Below are 23,419 nucleotides of genomic sequence, written 5' to 3' on the forward strand. Positions count from 1 at the left end.
CGAGCCTCCGGGTGAGCGGCAGGTGGGGCGAGCCTGGGTTGGCGACCGAGCAGGCAGGCGAGCGCCAGCGGGCGGGGCAAGCGGGTGAGCGCGCAGGTGAGCGGCGGGCGAGGCTCCGGGTGAGCGGCGAGCGGGGCGGATTGGCGACCGAGCAGGCGAGCGAGTGGTTACGGGTCGGCGACCGAGCATGTGATCAACGCGGGCGAGGCTAAGCGTGGTCGCGGGCGGATTTGCGACCGAGCAGGCAGGCGAGCCAGCAGGCCGGGAGAAGCAGGCGAGCGGCGGGCGAGGCTCGGGGTGAGCGGCGGGCGGAGTGGCAGCCGAGTAGGCGAGCGGACGAGTGAGTGGATGAGCGGCGGGCGGGCGAGCGGCGGGCGGGCGACCGAGCATGTGATCAGCGCGGGCCAGGCTCCGGGTGAGCCGCGGGCGGATTGGCGACCGAGCAGGCAGGCGAGCCAGCATGTGAGCGAGCGCGCGAGTGCCGGATATGCGGGCGGCCAGCGGGAGAGCGCGCAGGTGAGCGGCGGGCGAGCGGCGGGTGGGCGAGCGGCGGGTGGGCGAGCGCGCGAGCACCCAGGTCAGCGTGTGAGGGCGAGCGGGGTCGCTATCGAGCAGGCATGCGAGCGGCTAGGTCAGCGTCGGGGTGAGCGGTCGGCGAGCGAGTGGGCGAGCGAGCAGTTGAGCGAGCGAGCGGATGAGCGGGCCGGCGCGAATGCGGGCGGAAGCGAGCTGGCGAGCGGGTGGCCGAGCGAGCAGTTGGGCGGGCGACCAGATGAGCGGGCCGGCGCGAATGCGGGCGGAATCGAGCGGGTGAGCGGGGGACCGGGTAGGCGAGCGAGCAGTTGGGCGGGCGACCAGGTGAGTGAGTGAGCGGGGGGCGGAAGCGAGTGGATGAGCAGGCGGACGCGAGTGTGGGCGGAAGCGGGCGGGTGCGCGGGCGGAAAGAGCTCGACGGTGAGGTTTTGCTGGCGGGTGGGCGGATGACTCGTGGGGTTGTGCGAGTCGGGGAGACGGTGCGGCGGCCGGCGTCGGTGTTTGGTGCTTCCGTGCTCCGGCGGTTGGAGGAGGTTGGGTTTGGTGGGGCGCCGCGGTGGCTTGGGACGGATCAGGCTGGGCGGGATGTGCTGAGTTATCTGCCGGGGTGGGTTCCCGGGAAGCTGCGGGCTTGGAGTGATGTGCAGGTTGGCGCGGCGGGGGTGCTGGCGCGGGAGTTGCATGAGGCGACTCGTGGCAGTGAGTTGGTGGGGAACCAACGGGTGGTGTGCCATCACGACTTGGGGCCGAACAACGCGGTGTTCCGGGAGGGCGTACCGGTGGCGTTCATCGATTTTGATCTGGCTGCGCCGGGGAGTCCGTTGGAGGACTTGGGGTACATGGCTTGGCTTTGGTGTGTGTCTTCGAAGGCTGATCGGCCTTCGGTGGAGGCTCAGGCTCGGCAGGTGCGGGTGCTGGCGGACGGGTACGGGTTGTCGGCCGGAGAGCGGGGGCTGCTGGTGGATGCGATGGTGGAGCGGCAGAGCCGGAACGTGCGGTTCTGGGGTGAGGTGGCGTCGGGGGTTGCGACTGCGGAGCAAGTGGCCGAGAGGATCGCGTGGTCGCGGCGGGAGCTTGTGTTCACGGTGGAGCACCGTGAGGTGTTCGACGAGGCTCTTGGGTGAGTAGAAACGGCAGATGCCCGGGATCGAGGCGATCCCGGGCATCTGGCAGGCAGGACGTCAGCTGACTTCGAGGGCGTCCTTGGATTCGTTGAGGTGGACTCGGACTGTTTCGCCGTCGCGGACTGTGCCGGAGAGCAGGCCTCGGGCCAGTTCGTCGCCGATGGCTGATTGGACCAGGCGGCGGAGGGGGCGGGCGCCGTAGACGGGGTCGTAGCCGGTCAGGGCCAGCCATTCGAGGGCGTCTTCGCCGACGTCGAGGGTGATTCGGCGGTCGGTGAGGCGCTTCTGGAGGGCTGTGATCTGGAGGGCGACGATCTTGGTGAGCTCTTCGCTGCCGAGGGCGTCGAAGAGGACGATCTCGTCTAGGCGGTTGATGAACTCGGGCTTGAAGGACTGGCGGACCACGGCCAGGACCTGGTCTCGCTTGGCCTTGTCGTCGAGGGTCAGGTCGGCCAGGTACGCCGAGCCGAGGTTGCTGGTCAGGATCAGGATGACGTTGCGGAAGTCGACCGTGCGGCCCTGGCCGTCGGTGAGGCGGCCGTCGTCGAGGACCTGGAGCAGGATGTCGAAGACCTCGGGGTGGGCCTTCTCGACCTCGTCGAGCAGGATCACCGAGTACGGGCGGCGGCGGACCGCCTCGGTCAGCTGGCCACCCTCCTCGTAGCCGACGTACCCGGGTGGGGCGCCGACGAGGCGGGAGACGCTGTGCTTCTCGCCGTACTCCGACATGTCGATGCGGACCATCGCGCGCTCGTCGTCGAACAGGAAGTCCGCGAGCGCCTTGGCCAGCTCGGTCTTGCCGACGCCGGTCGGGCCGAGGAACAGGAACGAACCCGTCGGCCGGTCCGGGTCGGAGATGCCCGCGCGGGCCCGCCGGACGGCGTCGCTGACGGCCTTGACCGCCTCGCGCTGGCCGATCAGCCGGTGCCCGAGCTCGTCCTCCATCCGGAGCAGCTTGCCGGTCTCGCCCTCGAGCAGCCGGCCGGTCGGGATGCCGGTCCACATCGCGATCACCTCGGCGATCTCGGTCGGGCCGACCTCCTCGTTGACCATCGCGTCGGGACCGTCGGTGACCTCGGGCTCGGCGGCGGCCGCCTCGAGCTCCTTGGTCAGCTCCGGGATCTCGCCGTACAGGATCTCCGAGGCGCGCTGCAGCTCGCCGTCGCGCTGGGCGCGCTCGGCCTGGCCGCGCAGCTCGTCGATGCGCTCCTTGATCTCACCGACCCGGTTCAGGCCGGACTTCTCCTTCTCCCAGCGGGCCTCGAGCGCGCGCAGCTCCTCCTCGCGGTCGGCCAGGTCGGCGCGCAGCCGCTCGAGCCGCTCACGGCTGGAGGCGTCGTCCTCGCGGGACAGCGCCAGCTCCTCCATCTTCAGCCGGTCCACCGTACGCCGCAGCGAGTCGATCTCGACCGGGGAGGAGTCGATCTCCATCCGCAGCCGGGACGCCGCCTCGTCGACCAGGTCGATCGCCTTGTCGGGCAGCTGACGACCGGTGATGTACCGGTTCGACAGGGTGGCGGCGGCGACCAGCGCGCTGTCGGAGATGGCGACCTTGTGGTGCGCCTCGTACCGCTCCTTCAGCCCTCGCAGGATCGCGATCGAGTCCTCGACCGAGGGCTCGCCGACGAACACCTGCTGGAAGCGCCGCTCCAGCGCCGGGTCCTTCTCGATCCGGGTCCGGTACTCGTCCAGCGTCGTCGCGCCGATCATCCGCAGCTCGCCGCGGGCCAGCATCGGCTTCAGCATGTTGCCGGCGTCCATCGCGCCCTCGCCGGACGCGCCCGCGCCGACCACCGTGTGCAGCTCGTCGATGAACGTGATGACCTGGCCGTCCGACTCCTTGATCTCGGTCAGCACCGCCTTCAGCCGCTCCTCGAACTCACCGCGGTACTTCGCGCCGGCCACCATCGCGCCCAGGTCGAGACTGATCAGGCGGCGACCGCGCAGGGACTCCGGTACGTCGCCCGCGACGATCCGCTGGGCCAGGCCCTCGACGACGGCGGTCTTGCCGACGCCGGGCTCACCGATCAGGACCGGGTTGTTCTTGGTCCGCCGGGACAGCACCTGGACCACGCGCCGGATCTCGGAGTCACGGCCGATCACCGGGTCGAGCTTGCCGTCGCGGGCCCGCTCGGTCAGGTCGATGCCGTACTTCTCCAGCGACTTGGTGGTTCCTTCGGCCTCCGGGGAGGTGATCCGCCGGTTGCCGCGCATCTGGTCGAACGCCTGCAGCAGCGCGTCCGGCGTCACGTCGAGCGCGGACTTGGCCACGCCCTCGACGGTCGCCAGGGCGATCAGCAGGTGCTCGGTCGAGACGTACTCGTCGCCGAGCCCGAGCGCGCGCTGCTCCGCCTGGTTCAGCACGTCGCTGGTCTTCGGCGAGAGGCTCGGCGCCTGCACGCTCCCGCCGCTCGCCTTCGGCAGGCGGGCCAGCTGCTCGGCCGTCTTGCGCCGGACAGCGTCCACGTCCCCACCGGCAGCCTCGAGCAGACCGATCGTGGTCCCCTCGGGCTGCGCGAGCAGTCCTGACAGCAGGTGAATCGGTTCCACGGTCGGGTTGCCCGCCGCGGAGGTCTGACGGATCGCGACCGACAGGGTTTCCCGGGCCAGCGTCGTCAACCGCTGAACATCCATCTGGTTCCAGCCTTTCAAAGCGCGTTCAACAACAGTCTCTGACTACAACCTACCGAGAGTTGAGTCCATTCCACTCAAGTCTGCCAAAACCTGGGGAAAACTCAGGGTTGCTCCTGAGCGGCTCGACTACGCTCAGCGATCGATGGACGGTGCGGAGTACGTGCGGTGGTCGGCGGTGGCGATCGGAGCTGCCGTGCGAGCTGGGGAACTGTCGGCGGCGGCCGTGGTGGAGGCGGCGCTGGGGCGGATCACCGAGGTGGACGGGGGTGTGCGGGCCTTTCGGGAGGTCTGGGCGGAGCGGGCGTTGGCTGCTGCTCGGCTGATCGATCGGGGCGGGCTCGAGCGGATGTGGGGGCAGCGCGGTGGACCGGCTGGGGTTGGGCGGACGGGGGCTGAGCGGGGTGGGGACGCAATGGTGGGGGCTGGTTTCGGCGGGGTGGGGCAGGCGGCGGATGGGGCGGCCGGCCCGTCTGCGACGACGCTCAGGTTTCTTGGGGTGCCGGTGGGGGTGAAGGGGCGGGAAGTAGGGCGGCTGATTGGGGCGGGGGCCGTGCCGGTGGGTCGGACTTCGATGCCTGGCAAGGGGACCGGGTGGCAGACGTGGGGGTGGACCGACCGCGGAGTGACGGTGAATCCGTGGAACCCGGAGCTGGTGCCGGGTGGGTCTTCGGCTGGATCGGCGGTGGCTGTGGCAACGGGGATGGTGCCGCTCGCGACCGGGAGCGATGGGGCTGGGTCGGTGCGGATTCCAGCGGCGTGGTGCGGGGTGCTGGGGTTGAAGGCGACGAACGGGACGGTGCCGCCGGTGGATGCGAGTGGGCTCGGGGTGGGTGGTGTGCTGGCTCGGGGGGTCGAGGACCTGTGGGCGTGGCTGGGAGTGGAACGGACGCCGAGCAGCAGGCCGTTGCGGGTGGCTTGGTCGGGGGATCTGGGGTTCGCGGAGGCCGAGGCGGAGATCGAACGGGTGGCCAGGGCGGCGCTGATCGGGATGGTTGCCAAGGGCAAGTTGGTCGAGAAGTCGGTCGAGGTGGTGCTGGTTGATCCGGAGCCCGCGTGGAGGTCGCTGCGCGGAGCCGGCGGCTCACAGGAGGCAAAGGCTGAGAACGACCGGCGGTTGCGCGAGGTCTTCGAGCACGTGGATCTGATCGCGACGCCGACGACCCCCAATCCGCCGCACGGGCACGACGGGCCCGGTGACGTGATGAGCGTTGCGCTGACGTGGGCGTTCAACGTGAGTGGGCATCCGGCGATCAGCGTGCCTGCGGGATTCACGGCCGACGGGTTGCCCGTCGGGTTGCAGTTCGTGGCCAGGCACCACCGGGAAGTGGATCTCCTCATCGCTGCCGAGCAAGGACCGGGAGTCGAAGCGGTGGAACCAGGCGCACAGGCAGTACGCCGGCTTCGCACCGAGTGAGCTGTACGACGTACCAGCCGGGCTCCAGGTCGGTGGTGTCGAGCGGCAGGCCGTGCCGGATCGCGCGGCCGGTCCGGTCGATCAGGGCGGCCTCGAGCTGGTCGGGGCAGGTCTCGAAGACCAGCGCCGATCCCTCGCCGGGGCAGTGCTCGTACAGGTACCGGGTGGTCTTGTCGGTCAGCACCAATGGTGGCGGGTCGGCCCACCACTTCGGGAGGGTCTCGATCTCCTGGTGCGGGCCCGGGAAGATCGGGGTGTCGAGCGTCATCGCGGTACCGATCCGGTACGGCTCCGGGCTCGTGACGGAGAGGTAGCAGGTCGACCACTCGGGTGGGTGCGCGGTCACCACGTCGACACCCGTCCAGCGGGAGAGCTCGGCGTGGCAGTCGTCGTACAGCACGACGTCGAGGTCGACGCCGGAGACGGAAAAGCTTGGTCGCGTGTAGATGGTTCGCTCCGGCACCATCAGCCGGAAACACCCCGAGGTCGTCTCGAAGCCACCCGGCCCCCAGCTGCGGCACTGGGTCGGGCTCCAGCGAACGGGCTGGAAGAGCAGCGGCGCCGCCGTTTCGAACGAGCAGCCCGCGACGAGCGAAACGTCCCCAAAGGGTCGAGGCGTCACCACGTCGAGCTCAGCGCACCGCCCGTCCAGCCGATGTCGCATCGCCAGCGCGGCGACCGCCGCGCCCAGGTCGGACGTGACGACAACACCCGCGCCGTACGCCAGCTCCAGCAGCTCGTCCTGCCGATCCACCCGCGGCACAGCGCGGAACCGAACCCGCTCGCCGTCCACCAGCAGCTCGTCGGCCGCGAACAGCAACGCCGCGCCGTCCGCGGGCTCGACCCCCGCCAGCACCTTGCCCGCTCGGCGCGCGGCCCACTGGGCGTAGTGCGCGAGCGGCCCTCGATCCTCCAGCCGTACTCCCATGGTGTCCCCCTCACTGCCGAGTGTGCGCCCGGCCATCAGCTTTGCGACAGTGCCGAATCCTTCGTCCGACAGAACCAATGTGCAGGCGGAACACGTCTTCCAGAACGACAGCTTTCTGCCTGTGGAGGACTCTTGCGTCATCGCTGGATCGCCCCTGTGCTGGCCACCGTGCTCACCGTGAGCGCGCTGCCACCCACCGCCACTGCCGCTCAACCGCCCACTCCCGACAAAGGCACGCCACCAACCACCCGGATCACCCTCGTCACCGGCGACCGCGTCCAGGTCACCCGCCGCCCCGGCCGGCCGGAACGCGTCGTGTTCGAGCCAGGACCGACCAGCCGCTCGACGGCCGCGGTCACCACCTACAGCGGCGGCCACACGTACGTCGTACCGGAGGCTGCCCGCGAAGACGTCATGACGGGACGCCTCGACCGCGCCCTGTTCGACGTCACCACGCTGCTGGCCGAAGGGCAGGACGACGCGACGACGAAGACCCTGCCCGTCATCGTCAGGTACGCCCAAAAGGCTGCGCTCAAAGGCGTCACGAGCTCGCGCGCGCTGACCAGCATCGGCGCCCGCGCCGCCAAGGTCGACAAAGCCCGCGCCAGGGACTTCCTCAGCACGCCCGGCATCCAGAAGGTCTCGCTGGACCGCAAGGTGAAGATCCAGCTCGACGAGAGCGTGCCGCAGATCGGCGGTCCGGCCGCCTGGCAACGCGGCCTGACCGGCAAGGGCGTCAAGATCGCCGTCCTCGACTCCGGGATCGACCCGAACCACGCCGACTTCACCGGCCGGATCGGCGCCCAGCAGAACTTCACCGACGCCGCTGACACGGTCGACCACCACGGTCACGGCACGCACGTCGCGAGCATCGCGGCCGGCACCGGCGCGGCCTCCGGCGGCAAGTACAAGGGCGTCGCCCCGGACGCCACACTGCTGGTCGGCAAGGTCCTCGACGACACCGGCTCCGGCAGCTTCTCCGGCATCATCGCCGGGATGGAGTGGGCGGTCGCGCAGGGCGCCGACGTGGTCAACCTGAGCCTCGGCAGCCAGGAGCCCTCCGACGGCACCGACGACGTCTCCCAGGCGCTCAACCGGCTGAGCGGCGACACCCTCTTCGTCGTTGCTGCAGGCAACTGCTTCTTTCCGCAGCCCGGCAGCATCACCTCACCCGGCGCGGCCGACAAGGCCCTCGCGGTCGGCAATCTCGAGCGCGACGGCTCGCTGAGCAACCGGTCCTGCCGCGGCCCGCGCGCGGGTGACGGCGCCGTCAAGCCCGAGCTGTCCGCACCCGGCACCGGCATCGTCGCCGCCCGGGCGGCCGGCACCGAGCTGGGCGAGCCTGTCGACGACAACTACACCGCAGCCAGCGGTACGTCGATGGCCAGCCCGCACGTCGCCGGTACGGCGGCCCTGGTCGCCCAGGCGCACCCGGACTGGAACGCTGACCAGCTCAAGGCGCAGCTGATCTCCACCGCCGACCCGCAGCAGGCCAGGGTCGACGAGGAGGGCGCCGGCCGCGTCGACGCCGACCAGGCCACCGACCAGTCGGTGACGGTCGACACCGGCGAGCTGGAGCTGGGCATCCTCCGCTGGCCCTTCCCCGCCAAGGAGCAGCTCGCCAAGGTCCTCACCTACACCAACCCGACCACCCAGCCGGTGACGCTGCAGCTGAGCGCATCCATCGACCCAGCACAGGCGGCTCCGACGTTCAGCACCACGCAGCTCGTCGTACCGGCCAACGGCAGCGCGCAGGCCACGGTCACCTTCGACCGAGCCGCAGCAGGCGCCGGCAAGTACTCCGGCCGCATCACCGCGACGCCCGCCAACAACGACCCGGTCGTCACCACCTTCGGCTGGTACGCCGAACCCGAGATGTACGACCTGGCCGTCCAGGGCATCGCGAAGGACGGCAGCGCCGCGCAGACCGAGGTCAACATCGCCCGTCTCGACGGCGACCCGACACCGGCCAACACCGTGCCGCTCAAGGACGGCAAGGCCACCGCACGGCTCGCACCCGGCCGGTACGTCGTCTCGGCGCTGCTCTTCACGAACCCGACCGACACCAGGGCGCAGGAGTACTCCGTCCTGTCCAGCAACGAGATCCACGTCGGCAAGAACTCCGCCGTCACGCTCGACGCGCGCAAGGCCAAGCCGGTCGACGTCACCGCCCAGGGCGCCACCGGCCTGCAGGCCAGGGAGCGCATGATGGGTCTCGTGGTCAAGAACGGGGACGGCGTGACCACCGGCGGCACCGGCATCTCCTGGACCGGCGCGGCCCGGCTGACCAGTGCGACGCCGACGACCCAGCTCACCACCGGCAACTCCGAGTTCGCCCTCGGCGCGCGGCTCGAGCAGCCGCCGTACAAGGCCAAAGCCAAGGGTAAAGACATCGAGGTGCTCGACTTCTACTTCGGTCCGCGCTTCACCGGCACCAAGACCCTCCCCCTGTACGACGCCGGCACGGCCACCCCGGAGGAGCTGAAGGGCGTCAAGGGCAAGCTCGCCCTGATCAAGCTCAGCGACTCCGACCCGCGCTGGAACGGCCAGGTCGTCCGGGCCGCCGAGGACGCCGGTGCGGCCGCGGCGCTGCTCTACAACCCGGATGTCCCCGGCATGAACGGCCTCTTCAGCTACTGGGCGTACGGCGAGCAGGACGCCACCATCCCGGCGATGCGCACGTCACGGGCGAACGCCCAGGCCCTGCTGAAGGGCGGCGCAAGGACTGTCGAACTCACCGGCCTCGCCAGTACGCCGTACGTCTACGACCTCATGCAGCCCTGGAAGAACCGGATCCCGGCCGCCGGAACGCACGTGGTCAAGCGCAACCAGCTGGCGCGCGTCGACGAGACGTTCGGCAGCCACACCGACGGCATGCAGACGTCGGAGTCGCGGGGAACGCTGACACCGGGCGGCAACGAGTTCGGCGGCTGGCTGGTGCCGACGTTCGCCACGCCGTACCAGCGGACGTCCTACGTCCAGGCCGACACCGGGCTGACCTGGCAGAGCGGCGTCTACTACAACAACACCGACGACGGCGAGGCGATGGAGACGCACGGCGCTCCGGCGACGTACCGGCCGGGTACGCGGACCAGCGAGCGCTGGCTGGCCCCGGCACTCGTCAGCGGGTTACCTGATGGCGTCCAGGGCGTCATGCGGACCGAGGGCGGCCTGCTGGTCCAGGTGAGTCCGTTCCAGCACCAGCAGGAGTACGCAGCGCCGTACAACAACGGCGGCAGCCTGCTCACGCTGGAGCGCAACGGCGAGGAGGTCGGCGTTGCTGAGGACACCGTGATCTGGCTGGAGCTCCCGGACGACGCCGCGAGCTACCGGGCCACGCTGGACACCCGTCGGGAGAACAAGTACTGGAAGTACTCCACCCAGATGAAGTCCACCTGGACCTGGAAGAGCAAGGGCGGCGCCGACGAGGTCATGCCGTTCATCAGCGCCGACCTGGACGTCCCGCAGGCCGACGCCCGCAGCCAGGTCCGCACCGGCAAGCCGACGCCCATCACCCTGAAGCTGCACCACCAGACCGGTTCGCAGAGCACAGCCAAGTTCGCCGAGCCCAAGCTGTCCCTCTCGTACGACGGCAGCACGTGGACCACACTCGCCCTGAAGCAGACCGCCGACGGCTGGACCACGACGGTCACGCACCCGAACAGCCAGGCCGGCCAAGCGCCGTCGCTCAAGCTGTCCGCGCAGGACAGCGACGGCAACACCCTGGAGCAGGAGGTGACCCGGGCCTACGGACTGGTCCGCTGATCCAGCGGCCGCGGCTCGACGAGGCCGGTGTCGTAGGCGAGGATCACCGCCTGCACCCGGTCTCGCAGCCCGGTCTTGGTCAGCATCCGGCTGACGTGCGTCTTGACCGTGTGCTCGGTCAGGTGCAGAACAGCGGCGATCTCCGCATTCGAGTTGCCCTCGGCAACCAATCGGAGGACCTCGCGCTCGCGCGCGGTCAGCTCGTCCAGCCGGCCGGACTCGTCAGGGTCCGGCCGGCTGCGGGCGAAGCGGTCCAGCAGCCGCCGCGTCACCGGTGGCGCCAGCAGCGCGTCGCCGTCGGCGATCACCCGGACCGCGTTGATCAGCTCGTCGCGGGACGACCGCTTCAGCAGGAACCCGCTGGCCCCGGCACGCAGCGCGTCGTACACGTACTCGTCGAGGTCGAAGGTGGTCAGGATCACCACCTTCGGCGGGTTCGGGCCCTGGACCAGCCGCCGGGTCGCCTCGATCCCGTCCATCACCGGCATCCGGACGTCCATCAGCACCACCCGCAGGTCGAGCAGCGCGGCCGCCTGCCGGATCGCGTCGGCGCCGTCGACGGCCTGCGCGGCCACCTCGATGTCCGGCTGCCCGTCCAGGATCATCGAGATCCCGTCCCGGACCAGGTCCTGGTCGTCGACCACCATCACCTTGATCATCGCGAAACCTCAGCAGTCAAAGGGATCCGGGCGGCGACCGTGGTCCCGCGTCCCGGGCCGGCGTCGATGGTCAGCGTGCCGTGATGGATCCGGACCCGCTCCCGCATCCCGGCCAGGCCGTGCCGGCCGCCGGCCCGGGCCACCTCCGGGTCGAACCCGTGCCCGTCGTCGCTCACCTCCACGCGCAGCTCCTCGGCCCGTACGTCGAGCATCACCACCACCTTGGTCGCCTCCGCGTGCCGCACCACGTTCGTCAACGCCTCCTGCACCAGCCGGTACGCCGCCAGCTGGTGCCCGGTCGGCGCCAGCTCCGTCTCCCCCTGGACGTCCAGCTGCACCGTGAGCCCGTCGTGCGCCACGTCCTGCACCAGCCGCCGCAGGTCGGACAGCCCGGGCTGCGGGGTCAGCTCCGGATCCGGTACGCCGTCAGCGTCGCGCAGCGCCGACAGCATCCGGTCCAGCTCGCCCAGCGCTCGCCGGCCGGCGTCACCGATCCGCTGGAAACCTGCCAGCACGTCCTGGTCGCCCCGGGCGATCAGGTCCGGCCCGGTCTCGGCCTGGATCACCATCAGGTTCACCGCGTGCGCCACCACGTCGTGCAGGTCCCTGGCGATGTGCGACCGCTCGGTCAGCACGACCTGTGCCGCGTCCTGTTCCGCGGCGGCGCGCTCCAGCACCGCCTCTCGCTGCGACGCCTCCCGGTTGCGCCGGTACAGCCTGGCCAGGAGGCCCAGCGACAGCGGGAGCAGCAGGAGCAGCGACAGGGACACCGGCCACTTCCGGTCGACCAGAGCGTCGTACACGGTGTTGTGCAGGGTGCCGTCGTCGGGGATGCCGAAGGTGAACGGCTGGTCGTCGAGCTCGGGGAAGATCAGGATCATCTGCTGGTAGCGCACCAGCACCGCGATCAGCGGCAGGGCGCTCAGCACGCTGACAGCACTCACCAGCACCCAGCGCAGCTTGAGCCGCCCGGCTGCCAGCGAGTACAGCGCCAGGCCGAGCGCTCCCAGCACCGACCAGCTGTCCCAGGTCTGCCAGTAGGTCAGCAGCGCGCTCACCGCGAGCACCACCACCGGTACGACGGGCCAGCGGCGCCGCAGTACCAGCGTGAGAGCGGAGTACGCGACGGCGTACGGCATCCAGCCAGGAGCGGTCCACCAGTTGCCGTCCTTGGCCACGTCACGGACCAGGTCCAGCAGGATGAACGACGACGCGACAGCAGCCAGTACGGCGTCCAGCACCAGCACCCGGTCAGGACGACGCAGGAACGCGCCCAGCTCCTGCCGCCGCTGCCACTCCGCCTTCACGTCGGTCCCGGCGCGGTGCCGCGACCACCACAGCCAGCCGGCCACAGCGACGAGCAGGAGCAGCGCCGAGTACCACCAGGGCCAGGCCAGGTCGTAGATCCGGTCGAAACGGGCGCCGGGGATCCCCAGCATCTCCCCGATCACCTGACCGTTGTCGTCCCGCACTGACTCGTAGACCCTCGGCAGGGCGATCGACACCAGGTCGAGCCGGATCAGGTTCACCGCGAACGGCAGTAGGACCACACCGGCGACGGAGACCACCACGGTCCGCCGGTCGCAGCGGGCCGGCAGCCACCACAGTGCGAGGCAGCAGCCGGCCAGGACGGGCCAGTTCACGTAGCCGATCAGCAGAGACCCGAACGCGCCGGCCGCCAGGCCAGCCGCCGCGAGCACCGGCTCGATCCGGCAGAGCACGATCAGCGCCGGTACCGCGACGACGAAGATCGGGAAGCCCAGCCGGGCGTAGATCCAGTCGTCCGTCGACTGCAGCACCCAGACCTGGGTCAGCCCGATCGCCAGGATCGCCAGCACCACGTCGCCTGTGGCGTCCGCGAACAGCCGCCGAACCGCGGCGATCACCGCTGCCCCACCGGGAGCCAGGCGATGACGCTGGTCCCGCGGCCGGGAGAGGTGTCGAGCTGCAGCGTCCCGTCGTGGATGCGGACGCGCTCCCGCATGCCGGTCAGCCCGTGCCGGCCGTCCGGCGTACGGGCTGGGTCGAAGCCTTTTCCGTCGTCGCTGACCCGTGTGGTCAGGCTCTCCGGCGCCACCTCGACCACCACCGCCACCCGGCTCGCCCCCGCGTGCTTCACCACGTTGGTCAGCGCCTCCTGCACCAGCCGGTACGCCGTGAGCTGCACCCCGGCTGGTACGTCGTCCGCAGAGCCGCGCAGCTCGAACGTCACCGGCAGGTTCTGATCGGCCAGCCCGTCGACGAGCGTCCGAAGGTCCGCCAGGCCGGGCTGCGGGGTCAGCGCCGGGTCGGGGATGCCATGGGCGTCGCGCAGGGCGGACAGCATCCGGTCCAGCTCGCCCAGCGCCTTCCGGCCCGCGTCACCGATCCGCTGAAACCCGGCCAGTACGTCGTCGCGCTCCCGCTGCATCAGGTCCGGGCCGGTCTCGGCCTGGATGACGATCAGGTTCACGTGGTGCGCAACCACGTCGTGCAGGTCCCGGGCGATCTGGGAGCGGCCTTCGAGCAGCACCTGGAGCTGCTCCTGCTCCTGGTTCTTCTGGACCAGCACCGCCTCGCGCTCGGCGGCCTGCCGGTTCTGCAGGGCGAGCTGGGTGAGTAGCCCGATCGCCCAGGCCAGTGCGAGCGAGGCGGAGAGCCACACCGGCCAGATGCGCTGCATCAGCTCGGCCGTGCGGTCGTCGCCGACGGAGTACAGGTCGGCCACGACCAGCCGGGCCGACGGGCCGTCGTGGAGGAGCCAGCTGATGACGCGGAGCGCGATCAGCGTCGTACCGGCGTACAGGGCGGACTTCCACCAGGTGCGGTGGACACCGATCGAGTAGAGCGCCAGGGCGAAGGCGGTGAGCAGCACCCACTGCGTTTGGGCCAGCGGGTAGATCACCAGGCAGGTGAAGGCCAGCAGCACCAGCGGGATCTCGGGGATCCTGCGCCGCAGTGTCAGGGAGGCGGGCGCCGCAGCGGTCAGCAGCAGGACCCACTGCTGAGCGTCACTCCAGTCACCGCCCACCGGGGCGTTCTGCAGCTCGCGGACCATCAGCACGACCAGACCGGCGGCCACGAGGCCGTCCATCCAGGTCCGGAAGACCGGGTCGTCCAGCAGCTGCAGCAGCTTGTTGCCGAAGGCAGCGGATGCCCAGCTCGTGCTGCGCACGTAGCCACCGGCTGCCACGCTCGCTGCCAGCACGGCGAGGACCATCAGCGTCGACGACCAGGTCGGCAACGCCTCGACGTCCAGGTAGTCGAAGGACCGGAACGGCAGCACATGTTGCTGCACGACAGGAATCGCCAGTACGACGAGCGCGACCGTCGCGGCGTACCGCCGGGAGCGTCGGAGCCCCAGGAAGAACATCGCCAACGCGACACAGCCCAGCACCGGAACCGGCTCGAGGACGGGCGCTGCGATGGAGGCGGCGAGCGCCAGCACCACCGCGGGCACCTCGGGCCGTCTGCGCAGCAGGACCAGCGAGAGCGGCGAGAGCATGACCAGCTGGGCCGCCGTCGACGGCGGCGGGTAGAGCGAGTTCCAGGGCGGCGCCATCCACACGTAGAGGCTGTCGAGCGCCAGCGTGATGACCGCCGCGACCACGACGTCCACCACCAGCGGCCGCAGCGCACGGCGGCGCGGCGACGCGGCGGGCACGGCTTCAGCGGTCACTCCGCCATTCTGCGCGTGCTCAGGGTCCCGGGCCGTCACTCTTTGGAGTGATCCCCCGGCGTGGCGGGTCACTCGCACCGGCGACCGGAGCTGGCTCTCGGCGGCGATGTGCCGGAGGGGTCCGCGCGGCGAGGGTCGATTCCATGACCATCAGTCCCCCCGTTCGCCCAGCCGTCCGGACCCGTCGTCCGGTCCTCGCTCTGGTTGCCGCCGGCATCGTCTTCCTGGCGCTCTGCCTGTGGAACTGGTCGCCGATCTCGCTCCAGTACGACCTGCGCGTGTACGTCGTGTCCGCGCAGGCCTTCCTGAACGGCCAGGACATCTACACCGCCCACCTGGCCTACCCGAAGGACATGGCCCTCGGGTTCACCTACCCACCGTTCGCCGCGCTGGTCTTCGCGCCGGTCGCCCTGCTCGGTACGCCGGGCGGCCGGGTGCTGATGTCGCTGCTGAACGCCTCGGCCCTGCTGGTGATCGGCATGGTCACCCTGCGTGCACTGCGGCCGCAGTGGACGCGCTACCGGGTCGCCGCGGTCGGCATGGCCGTCGGGGCCGCCGGAGTGGCGCTGGAGCCGGTCCGCTCCACCTTCGACCTCGGCCAGGTGAACCTGATCCTCACCGCGCTGCTGCTGGTCGACCTGCTCGGGCACCTGCCGCCGAGGTTCCGCGGCGTCCTGGTCGGCGTCGTGACCGGGATCAAGCTGACGCCGGGCATCTTCATCGTCTACCTGCTCGTCACCCGCCGCTACCGCGAAGCGGGCACGGCCGCCGCCGCGACGGTCGGCACGATGGTGGCCGGCACGATCGCGATGCCGGACGCCTCCCGGCAGTTCTGGGGCCACTACATCTTCGACCCGAGCCGGCCGGGCGCGACGCACTTCATCAGCAACCAGGCCTGGCGCGGGGTGTTCGCCCGGGTCAACGGCGGGATCGACGGCATCGCGCCGTACTGGATGCTGGCGGTCGCGGTCACCGTCGTCCTGGGGTTCTACGTCGTCAAGAGGGCGTACGAGCAGGGTCTGGTCCTCGAGTCGGTGCTGCTGACGTCGCTGGTCGGCGTACTGGTGTCGCCGATCTCCTGGACCGGGCACTGGGTCTGGGCGCTGCCGATCATCGCCGTACTGGTTCACCACGCTCACCGCCTGCGCAGCAAGGCAGCGGGTGGGCTGGCGCTCGCCTGGCTGGTCACGACAGCCTTCGGCCTCCCCTGGCACACGCCGTACCTGGGTGACAAGGAGTACACGCATCACGGCCTCCAGCTGGTGGCCGGCAACTCCTACGCCCTGTGTGCGGTCGCCACGATCGGCCTGGCGCTCTACGGGCTGCGTCGCCGTGCTGCGTGAGCGCCGCGTCCTCGTCCTGGCCGGGCTGGTCGCCCTGCTGCCCGTCCTCTACACCCTGTACGCCGGTTCGCTGGACCTGAAGGTCTACCGGACCGGCGGCTACGCCTGGCTGCACGGCATCAGCCTGTACTCCGAGCGCTTCGCCGACTTCGTCCCCGGCATCCGGCTGCCCTTCACCTATCCCCCGATCGCCGCGATCCTCTTCACCGCCCTGTACGCCGTACCGTTCGCCGTCGCCGAGCTGCTGATGAACTCGGCGAGCGTCGCCGGGCTCGCCGCCACCCTGCTGGTGGTCAGCGCCCGGCTGCACGGCTGGAACCGGCGCGCAGTGGTCATCGGACTGTCCGGCACGGTGCTGGCGATGGCGCTGGAACCAGTGCGGTCCACGATCGGTTTCGGCCAGGTCAACCTGATCCTGATGGGCCTGGTCGCGCTGGACTGCCTGCTGCCGAGCAGCCGGTGGCCGCGCGGCCTCCTGGTCGGTCTGGCCGCTGCGATCAAGTTGACCCCGGCTGTGTTCGTGGTGTTCTTCCTGGCACGCCGTGACTACCGCTCGGCGGCTGTGTCGGCGTGGAGCTTCGCCGGGCTCACGCTGCTGGCCTGGGCGCTCGCACCGGGTGACTCGAAGGACTACTGGTTCGGGGTGCTGTTCGACCCGGACCGGATCGGCGGGGCGACGTACGCGTTCAACCAGTGCTTCCAGGCCGTGCTGGCGCGGGTCATGGAAGAGGGGCCGGCCCGGACCGTGGTGTGGCTCGCGCTGGTGGCAGCGAGCGGCGCGCTGACCTGGCTGGTCGCCCGCAGGCGCAGGGCCGAGGGCAACGACGTCACCGCGCTGCTGGCCGTTGCTGTCTGGGGTCTGCTCGCTTCACCGGTCAGCTGGTCGCACCACTGGGTGTGGATCGCTCCTGCGGTGCTCTTGCTGACCAAACGCTGGGCCGCGGCACTGGTCCTGGCGATCTTCGTCGTCGGCCCGCACACGCTCCTGGCCGCGGAAGGCCGCGACTGGTCGTTGCCCGAGCACGTCATCGGTTCGGCGTACGTGCTGGTCGGTGTCGCGTTCCTGATCGGTCAGAGCGTGCTGCTGGGTGACAGGAAGTCGGCCGCCCTGATCCGGTAGACCTGCAGGTTGAGGTCGTAGTACTTGTCGGTCTCGCCGACCCACTCCATCCCGAGCCGCTGCGCGGTCGCGATCGCCCGCTTGTTGTGCGGCCGCGCGACCGCGTACAGCTCGTCGGTGTCGGCGTCGTCGAACGCCCACTTCATCAGCGCCCGGCTCGCCTCGCTCGCGAAGCCCTGCCCCCAGGCGGCCGGCTTGAGCTGCCAGCCGATCTCCAGGTCCTCCTCGTACGGCGGCAGCAGCCGGATCAGCATCCCGCCGATCACCTCGCCGGTGTCCTTGCGCACGACCGCCCAGCGGCCGGCCGGCACCACGAAGTTCGGCTGGGCCTCGATCCAGGCGCCGAGCACCATCCGCATCGTCGCCTCGTCGGCCACCTGCTCGATGGCCGGGGACAACCACTGCGCCACGTCCGCCGCGCCGTAGATCTCCAGCGCGGCCTCCGCGTCCCCCTCGACCCAGTCCCGGATCAGCAGCCGCTCAGTCTCCAGAGTCACCGTCACCACTCCACGGTAATCGGCCGCGCCCGGACGGCAAGAGGCGAAATATGAACATCTCGCGACTCCGGACCGCAAGAAGCCCGGTCCAGGAGTCCCCGGACCGGGCTTCGTGCAACGAAAACGAGATCAGCGCGGGCCGATCTCCAGCGGCTCGGTGCGGATCCACCGTGTCGTCGTCTGCTGGCGGCCCATCGCGATCACGTCGCCGGCGGGACCGGCCGAGAACACCCGGCTGGCCGTCGAGCGCCGGGAGACCCCGACGCCCCGCTGCACCTCGGCCAGCAACTGGTTCACCCGGTGCCGCAGGCCCTCGACCTCGGACTGCAGCTCCAGGATGTGCCGGATGCCGGCCAGGTTCACGCCCTCCTCCTGCGACAGGTGCTGGACGTAGCGCAGGCGGGCCACGTCGTACGCCGAGTACCGGCGGCCCCGGCCGCTGGCGCGGCTCGGGACCACCAGGCCCAGACGGTCGTACTGACGCAGGGTCTGCGGGTGCATGCCGGCCAGCTGGGCCGCCACCGAGATCACGTAGATCGGGGTGCGGTCGTCCCAGGTCGGCACCTGGCCGAACGGCCGGCTGCTTGCTCCGGGGGCCATCACGCGCTCCCGAACAACCCGGCCCGCAGATCAGGCTGGTCCGCCGCCGAGCTGAACTCCTGCAGCTTCTCGCGCTGCTCGTCGGTCAGCTCGTGCGGCACCTGCACCTCCAGCGTCAGCAGCAGGTCACCCTTGCTGCCGTCGCGGCGGACCGATCCCTTGCCACGGACGCGCAGCTTGCTGCCGTTCGCCGTACCGGCGGGGATGCGGACCGTCACCGGCAGACCGTCGAGCGTCGGGACCTTGATCTCGGCGCCCAGCGCGGCCTCGGTGAAGCTGACCGGTACCGCGAGGGTCAGGTGCTCACCCTGACGGCCGAAGATCCGGTGCGGGGTGACGTGCACGGTGACGTAGAGGTCGCCCGCGGGGCCACCCCGTTCGCCGGCCGCGCCCTTGCCCTTGAGCCGGATCCGCTGGTCGTGCTGCACGCCCGCGGGGATGCGGACCTGCATGGTCTTGCTCGACTGGCCGCGGCCGGAGCCGTGGCAGGTCTCGCACGGCTGGTCGACGACCAGACCGCGGCCCTTGCACTCGGTGCAGGGCTCGGTCATCGCGAAGACGCCGCCCTGGACGGAGGTCTGCATGCCGGTGCCTTCGCACTTCAGGCAGACCTTCGGCACGGTGCCGTACTTCGCGCCGGTCCCGCGACAGGTCTTGCAGGGTTCGTCGCTGGTCATCCGGAGCGCCACGGTGACGCCGTTGACGGCCTCGCCGAACTCGATCGTCGCCTCGGTCTCGATGTCGGCACCCCGGCGCGGCCGCGCGGTCGAGGTGGTGGTCGTCGTGCGGCCACCACCGCCGAACATGCCGCCCAGGATGTCGCCCAGGCCGCCGCCGGCGCTGCCGGAGCTCGCGCCGCCGCGGTTGAACAGGTCACCGACGTCGAAGCCGAAGCCGCCGCCCTGCGTACCGCCGCCGCTGCCCGGCATCCGGAAACCGCCGCTGCCGAACAGCCGCCGCGCCTCGTCGTACTCCTTGCGCTTCTTGGCGTCGCCGACGACGTCATAGGCCTCGGAGACCTCCTTGAACTTCGCCTCCGCCGACGCGTCCCCGGCGTTGGAGTCCGGGTGGTACTTACGCGCCAGCTTGCGGTACGACTTCTTGATCTCGTCGGCCTCGGCGGTCTTGGAGACGCCGAGCACCTTGTAGAAGTCCTTCTCCAACCAGTCTTTCGTACTCATCGACGTCCCACCTCCCGCCGTTTACTCCGCAGGCTTGTCAGTTGCCTGGTCGTTGTCGTCATCGTTGCCTTCTGCCCCCGGCAGCTGCTCGGTCGGTTCCGACACCGCCACCCGGGCCGCCCGCAGGATCCGCTCACCCAGCCGGTAGCCCGGCTGCATGACCAGCGTCGCGGTCGGTCCGTCGACCTCGTCGGAGTAGTTGTGCAGCAGCGCCTCGTGGATGCGCGGGTCGAAGGCGTCGCCGACCTCGCCGTACTTGACCAGGCCGAGCTTCTCGGTGACCCGCTCCAGCGACTCCGCGACCGCCTTGAACGCGCCCTCCAGCTCACCGGCCTCACGGGCCCGGCCGACGTCGTCGAGGGTCTGCAGCAGCTCGGTCAGCACCGAGCCGATCACGACCTCGCGGTTCGCCTCGCGGTCCCGGTCGACCCGGCGCTTGTAGTTCACGTACTCCGCCTGCAGGCGCTGCAGGTCGGCCGTACGCTCGGCGAGCGCCTCGGTCAGCAGGGCCTCCTGGGCCGACGGGCCGATCAGGTCGGACGGGTCGCGCGGCGGCTGGGCGCCCGGCGTACCGGGCATTCCTGGTGCCGCACCCCCCGCGGGGGCCGGCGAGACGGGCTCGCCGGGCTCCCGCAGGTTGCCGGTCTCCGGGTCGATCCGGCGCTTGTCGCGGACGACGGGGTCCCCGTCGCCGAACTCGCTGCCAGGGCCGGTCGGACGATCGGTCACTTGGTGTCCTCGGGCTTGGTGTCCTGCGGACGGTCCTCGTCCACGATCTCGGCGTCGACGACACCGTCGTCGTCGTTGTTCGGGGTCGCGTCACCGTCGGACGGGCCGTCCTGGGCCGCGCCGTCGCCGGCCGCCTGGGCGTTCGCGTACATCGCGGCACCCATCTTCTGGCTGGACTGGGCGAGCTTCTCCGAGGCGGTCTTGATCACCTCGGCGTCGTCACCCTCGAGCGCCTTCTTCAGCTCCGCGACGCCGTCCTTGACCTCGGTCTTGACGTCGTCGGGGATCTTGTCCTCGTTCTCCTCGAGGAACTTCTCGGTCTGGTAGACCAAGCCCTCCGCCTGGTTGCGGGACTCCACGGCCTCGCGGCGCAGGCGGTCCTCCTCGGCGTACTGCTCGGCGTCGCGGACCATCTGGTCGATGTCGGTCTTCGGCAGCGCGGAGCCACCGGTCACCGTCATCCGCTGCTCCTTGCCGGTGGCCAGGTCCTTGGCGTTGACGTGCACGATGCCGTTCGCGTCGATGTCGAAGGTGACCTCGATCTGCGGCACGTTGCGCGGCGCCGGCGGCAGGCCGGTCAGCTCGAAGTTGCCCAGCGACTTGTTGTCGCGGGCCATCTCGCGCTCGCCCTGGTAGACCTGGATCATCACCGACGGCTGGTTGTCCTCGGCCGTGGTGAAGATCTCCGAGCCCTTGGTCGGGATCGTGGTGTTGCGCTCGATGATCTTGGTGAACACGCCACCCTTGGTCTCGATGCCCAGGCTCAGCGGGGTCACGTCGAGCAGCAGGACGTCCTTGACCTCACCCTTCAGCACACCGGCCTGCAGGGAGGCGCCGACGGCGACGACCTCGTCCGGGTTCACACCCTTGTTCGGGTCCTTGCCACCGGTCAGCTCCTTGACCAGCTCGGCGACGGCCGGCATCCGGGTCGAACCGCCGACCAGGATCACGTGGTCGATCTTGCTGACGTCGATGCCGGCGTCCTTGATGACGGCCTTGAACGGCGCGCGGGCGCGCTCGAGCAGGTCGTTGGTGAGCTTCTGGAACTCGGCGCGGGAGAGCTTCTCCTCCAGGTGCAGCGGGCCGGAGTCGGTGAGGCTCAGGTACGGCAGGTGGATGGAGGTCTCAGCAGCGCTGGACAGCTCGATCTTGGCCTTCTCGGCGGCCTCCTGCAGACGCTGCATGGCCATCTTGTCGCCGGACAGGTCGGTGCCGTTCTTGTTCTTGAACTGGGTCACCAGCCACTGGACGATGCGCAGGTCCCAGTCGTCACCACCGAGGTGGTTGTCACCGGAGGTGGCCTTCACCTCGAAGACGCCGTCACCGATCTCCAGCAGCGACACGTCGAAGGTGCCGCCACCGAGGTCGAAGACCAGGATGGTCTGCTCGGTGCCCTTGTCCAGGCCGTAGGCCAGCGCGGCCGCGGTCGGCTCGTTGACGATCCGGTGCACGTTCAGGCCGGCGATCTCGCCGGCCTCCTTGGTCGCCTGGCGCTGCGCGTCGGAGAAGTAGGCCGGCACGGTGATGACCGCGTCGGTGACCTGCTCCCCGAGGTACGCCTCGGCGTCACGCTTCAGCTTCTGCAGCACGAACGCGCTGATCTGCTGCGGGGTGAACTTCTTGCCGTCGATCGAGACGTTCCAGTCCTCGCCCATGTGGCGCTTGACCGAACGGATCGTACGGTCGACGTTCGTGGTGGCCTGGCGCTTGGCCACCTCGCCGACCAGGACCTCGCCGTTCTTGGCGAAGGCCACGACCGAGGGCGTCGTACGGGCACCTTCGGCGTTGGGGATGACGGTGGGCTCGCCACCTTCCAGTACGGCGATGACGGAGTTCGTCGTACCGAGATCGATACCGACCGCGCGGGCCATGTGCGTTACCTCCACGAAGTTGAGTGATGCAGACTCAATGTTGCCGGTCTGTGACCGAACTTTCAAATCCTCTCCGGACATCGATCCGGCAGACTTGAGTACACCTGGCTCAACATTGCACCACCCTCAGGTCATTCCCAACCCCGGCCCCGGAATTTCCGGGTTCACCCCCGTCCGGCCCTGATCCGACCCCTGCCGCTGAAAGCGCTTGCCGTGGGAGGCTGACCAGGTGAAACTCCGCCCACTGTCCACCGTTGACGAGGCCGCCGTACTCGCCCTCAACGCCGCCGAGGAGCACCTCGACAGACTTGGCCCCGACCGGCTGGACTGGCTGCGCCTGATCGCCGCCCACGCCGCCGTCGTCGACGTGGACGGCGACCTCGCCGGCTTCGTCCTCACCTTCGCCCCCGGATCCGCGTTCGACGGCCTGGACTTCCAGTGGTTCGCCGACACCTACGCCGACCGCTACCTCTACCTGGACCGCCTGGTGATCGCCGAGCCGTACCGCCGCCAGGGCATCGCCACCTCCGTCTACCGCGCCGTCGAGCGCGCCGCCAAGCCGTTCGACCGGCTGGTCTGCCGCGTCCAGTCGGACCCGCCGGACATCCCGTCGCTGGCCCTGCACGCGGCCCGCGGCTTCGTCGAGGTCGGCAAGCTGCAGCGCCCCGACGGCACCACCAGCGCGATGCTGTCGAAGGAGCTGACCTAGCCGGAAGGAGCTGCAGCAGTACGCCGTACAGGCGACCTGGCTAGAGCGTCCGTACGTCGAGCAGCGCGCGCAGCGGCAGGTCGTGCCGCAGCCGTGGATCGGTGAGGCCGTCCACGATGCAGGCGGCGCCCAGGAAGTGGGCGCCGCAGTCCTCGACCAGCGACCGGACCGTGCGCGCGGTCGCGCCGGTGTCCGCCCAGTCGTCGACCATCAGCACCTGGTCGCCGGACCGGAGCAGGCCCCGGCGGAAGCCGAAGACCAGGTTGCGGTCGCGGTAGTCCGGTCCGGTGGTCCGGTAGACCCACTGGTCGCTGTCGGTCGCCTGGGCGATCTCCTTGCGTGCCTCCACGAACCCGACGCCGAGCGCGGCGGCGGTCAGGGCGCCGACCATCGCACCGCGCGACACCGGGCCGACCACGACGGTCGGCTGCTCGTCGTACAGGCCGGCGAGTGCAGGGCCGAGGTCGCGGAGCAGCTCGGCGTCGCGCCACCAGCCGGTGAGGTCGGCGGCGGCCCAACGGTCCACGCGGTCCTGCCGCCAGCGGAGGGCAGCGCGCAGCTGCCCGCGGACGCCGCCGCGGGCCTGCTGGTGCACTGCCGACCTGGTCACCCTCCAAGGGTGACGAGGTCGGCCGGTGAGCGCACCAGGTTTA

General features: G+C 70.3%; 17 protein-coding genes and 1 pseudogene. 7 read left to right on the plus strand and 11 right to left on the minus strand.

Features of this window, described 5'->3' with window-relative positions; translation table 11 throughout:
• Nucleotides 1–980: 980 nt before the first annotated feature.
• Together ACZ6Z4_RS19800 and ACZ6Z4_RS19805 are read left to right on the plus strand one after the other, a co-directional pair.
• Nucleotides 981–1,388, plus strand: a pseudogene (locus ACZ6Z4_RS19800) (phosphotransferase); the annotation flags it as partial.
• Between the two features lie 51 nt (nucleotides 1,389–1,439).
• Nucleotides 1,440–1,658: a hypothetical protein gene (locus ACZ6Z4_RS19805; RefSeq protein ID WP_465566812.1), complete on the plus strand. Its 219-nt coding sequence runs from the start codon at nucleotides 1,440–1,442 to the stop codon at nucleotides 1,656–1,658.
• Between the two features lie 57 nt (nucleotides 1,659–1,715).
• Here the strand turns inward: ACZ6Z4_RS19805 and clpB are convergent, their stop codons facing one another.
• Nucleotides 1,716–4,292, minus strand: coding sequence for an ATP-dependent chaperone ClpB (gene clpB / locus ACZ6Z4_RS19810; RefSeq protein ID WP_465566048.1), 2,577 nt, complete (start codon nucleotides 4,290–4,292; stop codon nucleotides 1,716–1,718).
• A 412-nt stretch (nucleotides 4,293–4,704) separates the two neighbouring features.
• Between clpB and ACZ6Z4_RS19815 the strand changes: the two genes are divergently transcribed.
• The gene (locus ACZ6Z4_RS19815) at nucleotides 4,705–5,706 is read left to right on the plus strand and encodes an amidase (RefSeq protein WP_465566791.1); all 1,002 of its coding nucleotides are present in this window, start codon (nucleotides 4,705–4,707) and stop codon (nucleotides 5,704–5,706) included.
• Here ACZ6Z4_RS19815 and ACZ6Z4_RS19820 read toward each other — a convergent pair.
• Nucleotides 5,627–6,634, minus strand: coding sequence for a hypothetical protein (locus tag ACZ6Z4_RS19820; RefSeq protein ID WP_465566051.1), 1,008 nt, complete (start codon nucleotides 6,632–6,634; stop codon nucleotides 5,627–5,629). The two genes, ACZ6Z4_RS19815 and ACZ6Z4_RS19820, sit on opposite strands and share 80 nt — an antisense overlap.
• Before the next feature lie 132 nt (nucleotides 6,635–6,766).
• Here ACZ6Z4_RS19820 and ACZ6Z4_RS19825 point away from each other — a divergent pair, with 132 nt between their 5' ends.
• Nucleotides 6,767–10,399, plus strand: coding sequence for a S8 family peptidase (locus ACZ6Z4_RS19825; RefSeq protein WP_465566054.1), 3,633 nt, complete (start codon nucleotides 6,767–6,769; stop codon nucleotides 10,397–10,399).
• Here the strand turns inward: ACZ6Z4_RS19825 and ACZ6Z4_RS19830 are convergent.
• The 3 genes from ACZ6Z4_RS19830 to ACZ6Z4_RS19840 are packed head-to-tail and all read right to left on the minus strand — an operon-like array spanning nucleotide 10,381 to nucleotide 14,716.
• Nucleotides 10,381–11,058, minus strand: coding sequence for a response regulator transcription factor (locus ACZ6Z4_RS19830; RefSeq protein ID WP_363669802.1), 678 nt, complete (start codon nucleotides 11,056–11,058; stop codon nucleotides 10,381–10,383). The genes ACZ6Z4_RS19825 and ACZ6Z4_RS19830 overlap by 19 nt on opposite strands.
• On the minus strand, nucleotides 11,055–12,944 hold the full coding sequence (locus ACZ6Z4_RS19835) for a sensor histidine kinase (protein WP_465566059.1): 1,890 nt from the start codon (nucleotides 12,942–12,944) through the stop codon (nucleotides 11,055–11,057). Before ACZ6Z4_RS19835 ends, ACZ6Z4_RS19830 begins: the two co-directional genes overlap by 4 nt.
• Entirely contained in the window at nucleotides 12,941–14,716 is a 1,776-nt protein-coding gene (locus tag ACZ6Z4_RS19840; protein ID WP_465566062.1) for a sensor histidine kinase, read from the minus strand. The genes ACZ6Z4_RS19835 and ACZ6Z4_RS19840 overlap by 4 nt, the downstream gene beginning before the upstream one ends.
• Before the next feature lie 143 nt (nucleotides 14,717–14,859).
• On the opposite strand from ACZ6Z4_RS19840, the gene ACZ6Z4_RS19845 reads away from it, so the two are divergent.
• Both ACZ6Z4_RS19845 and ACZ6Z4_RS19850 read left to right on the plus strand, forming a co-directional pair.
• Nucleotides 14,860–16,059 carry a glycosyltransferase 87 family protein gene (locus tag ACZ6Z4_RS19845; protein WP_465566065.1) on the plus strand — a complete coding sequence of 400 codons (1,200 nt, stop codon included), beginning with the start codon at nucleotides 14,860–14,862 and terminating at the stop codon, nucleotides 16,057–16,059.
• Nucleotides 16,049–17,179, plus strand: a complete 1,131-nt coding sequence (locus ACZ6Z4_RS19850; protein WP_465566068.1) for a glycosyltransferase 87 family protein — start codon at nucleotides 16,049–16,051, stop codon at nucleotides 17,177–17,179. The genes ACZ6Z4_RS19845 and ACZ6Z4_RS19850 overlap by 11 nt, the downstream gene beginning before the upstream one ends.
• Here the strand turns inward: ACZ6Z4_RS19850 and ACZ6Z4_RS19855 are convergent.
• The 5 genes from ACZ6Z4_RS19855 to dnaK form a co-directional block, all read right to left on the minus strand.
• Nucleotides 17,131–17,682, minus strand: a complete 552-nt coding sequence (locus tag ACZ6Z4_RS19855; RefSeq protein ID WP_363669813.1) for a GNAT family N-acetyltransferase — start codon at nucleotides 17,680–17,682, stop codon at nucleotides 17,131–17,133. The genes ACZ6Z4_RS19850 and ACZ6Z4_RS19855 overlap by 49 nt on opposite strands.
• A gap of 123 nt (nucleotides 17,683–17,805) precedes the next feature.
• Nucleotides 17,806–18,276, minus strand: a complete 471-nt coding sequence (locus ACZ6Z4_RS19860; protein WP_465566076.1) for a heat shock protein transcriptional repressor HspR — start codon at nucleotides 18,274–18,276, stop codon at nucleotides 17,806–17,808.
• The gene (dnaJ, locus tag ACZ6Z4_RS19865) at nucleotides 18,276–19,457 is read right to left on the minus strand and encodes a molecular chaperone DnaJ (protein WP_363669816.1); all 1,182 of its coding nucleotides are present in this window, start codon (nucleotides 19,455–19,457) and stop codon (nucleotides 18,276–18,278) included. Before dnaJ ends, ACZ6Z4_RS19860 begins: the two co-directional genes overlap by 1 nt.
• Before the next feature lie 21 nt (nucleotides 19,458–19,478).
• Entirely contained in the window at nucleotides 19,479–20,186 is a 708-nt protein-coding gene (grpE, locus tag ACZ6Z4_RS19870; RefSeq protein ID WP_465566079.1) for a nucleotide exchange factor GrpE, read from the minus strand.
• Complete coding sequence (gene dnaK, locus ACZ6Z4_RS19875; protein WP_465566794.1) at nucleotides 20,183–22,057, minus strand: molecular chaperone DnaK; 1,875 nt, start codon at nucleotides 22,055–22,057, stop codon at nucleotides 20,183–20,185. The genes grpE and dnaK overlap by 4 nt, the downstream gene beginning before the upstream one ends.
• A 229-nt stretch (nucleotides 22,058–22,286) precedes the next feature.
• On the opposite strand from dnaK, the gene ACZ6Z4_RS19880 reads away from it, so the two are divergent.
• Nucleotides 22,287–22,766, plus strand: coding sequence for a GNAT family N-acetyltransferase (locus ACZ6Z4_RS19880; RefSeq protein WP_363669820.1), 480 nt, complete (start codon nucleotides 22,287–22,289; stop codon nucleotides 22,764–22,766).
• A gap of 40 nt (nucleotides 22,767–22,806) precedes the next feature.
• Here ACZ6Z4_RS19880 and ACZ6Z4_RS19885 read toward each other — a convergent pair whose 3' ends face one another.
• Nucleotides 22,807–23,376, minus strand: a complete 570-nt coding sequence (locus ACZ6Z4_RS19885; RefSeq protein ID WP_465566084.1) for a phosphoribosyltransferase family protein — start codon at nucleotides 23,374–23,376, stop codon at nucleotides 22,807–22,809.
• Nucleotides 23,377–23,419 lie beyond the last annotated feature (43 nt).

Source organism: Kribbella sp. NPDC104740, from assembly GCF_055583505.1.

Excerpts from the sequence above, each read along its gene's own strand:
- ACZ6Z4_RS19830 (WP_363669802.1), bottom strand. The coding sequence starts at position 11,058 with ATGATCAAGGTGATGGTGGTCGACGACCAGGACCTGGTCCGGGACGGG.
- dnaK (WP_465566794.1), bottom strand. The coding sequence starts at position 22,057 with ATGGCCCGCGCGGTCGGTATCGATCTCGGTACGACGAACTCCGTCATC.
- ACZ6Z4_RS19845 (WP_465566065.1), top strand. The coding sequence starts at position 14,860 with ATGACCATCAGTCCCCCCGTTCGCCCAGCCGTCCGGACCCGTCGTCCG.
- dnaJ (WP_363669816.1), bottom strand. The coding sequence starts at position 19,457 with ATGAGTACGAAAGACTGGTTGGAGAAGGACTTCTACAAGGTGCTCGGC.
- ACZ6Z4_RS19860 (WP_465566076.1), bottom strand. The coding sequence starts at position 18,276 with ATGGCCCCCGGAGCAAGCAGCCGGCCGTTCGGCCAGGTGCCGACCTGG.
- ACZ6Z4_RS19815 (WP_465566791.1), top strand. The coding sequence starts at position 4,705 with ATGGTGGGGGCTGGTTTCGGCGGGGTGGGGCAGGCGGCGGATGGGGCG.
- clpB (WP_465566048.1), bottom strand. The coding sequence starts at position 4,292 with ATGGATGTTCAGCGGTTGACGACGCTGGCCCGGGAAACCCTGTCGGTC.
- ACZ6Z4_RS19820 (WP_465566051.1), bottom strand. The coding sequence starts at position 6,634 with ATGGGAGTACGGCTGGAGGATCGAGGGCCGCTCGCGCACTACGCCCAG.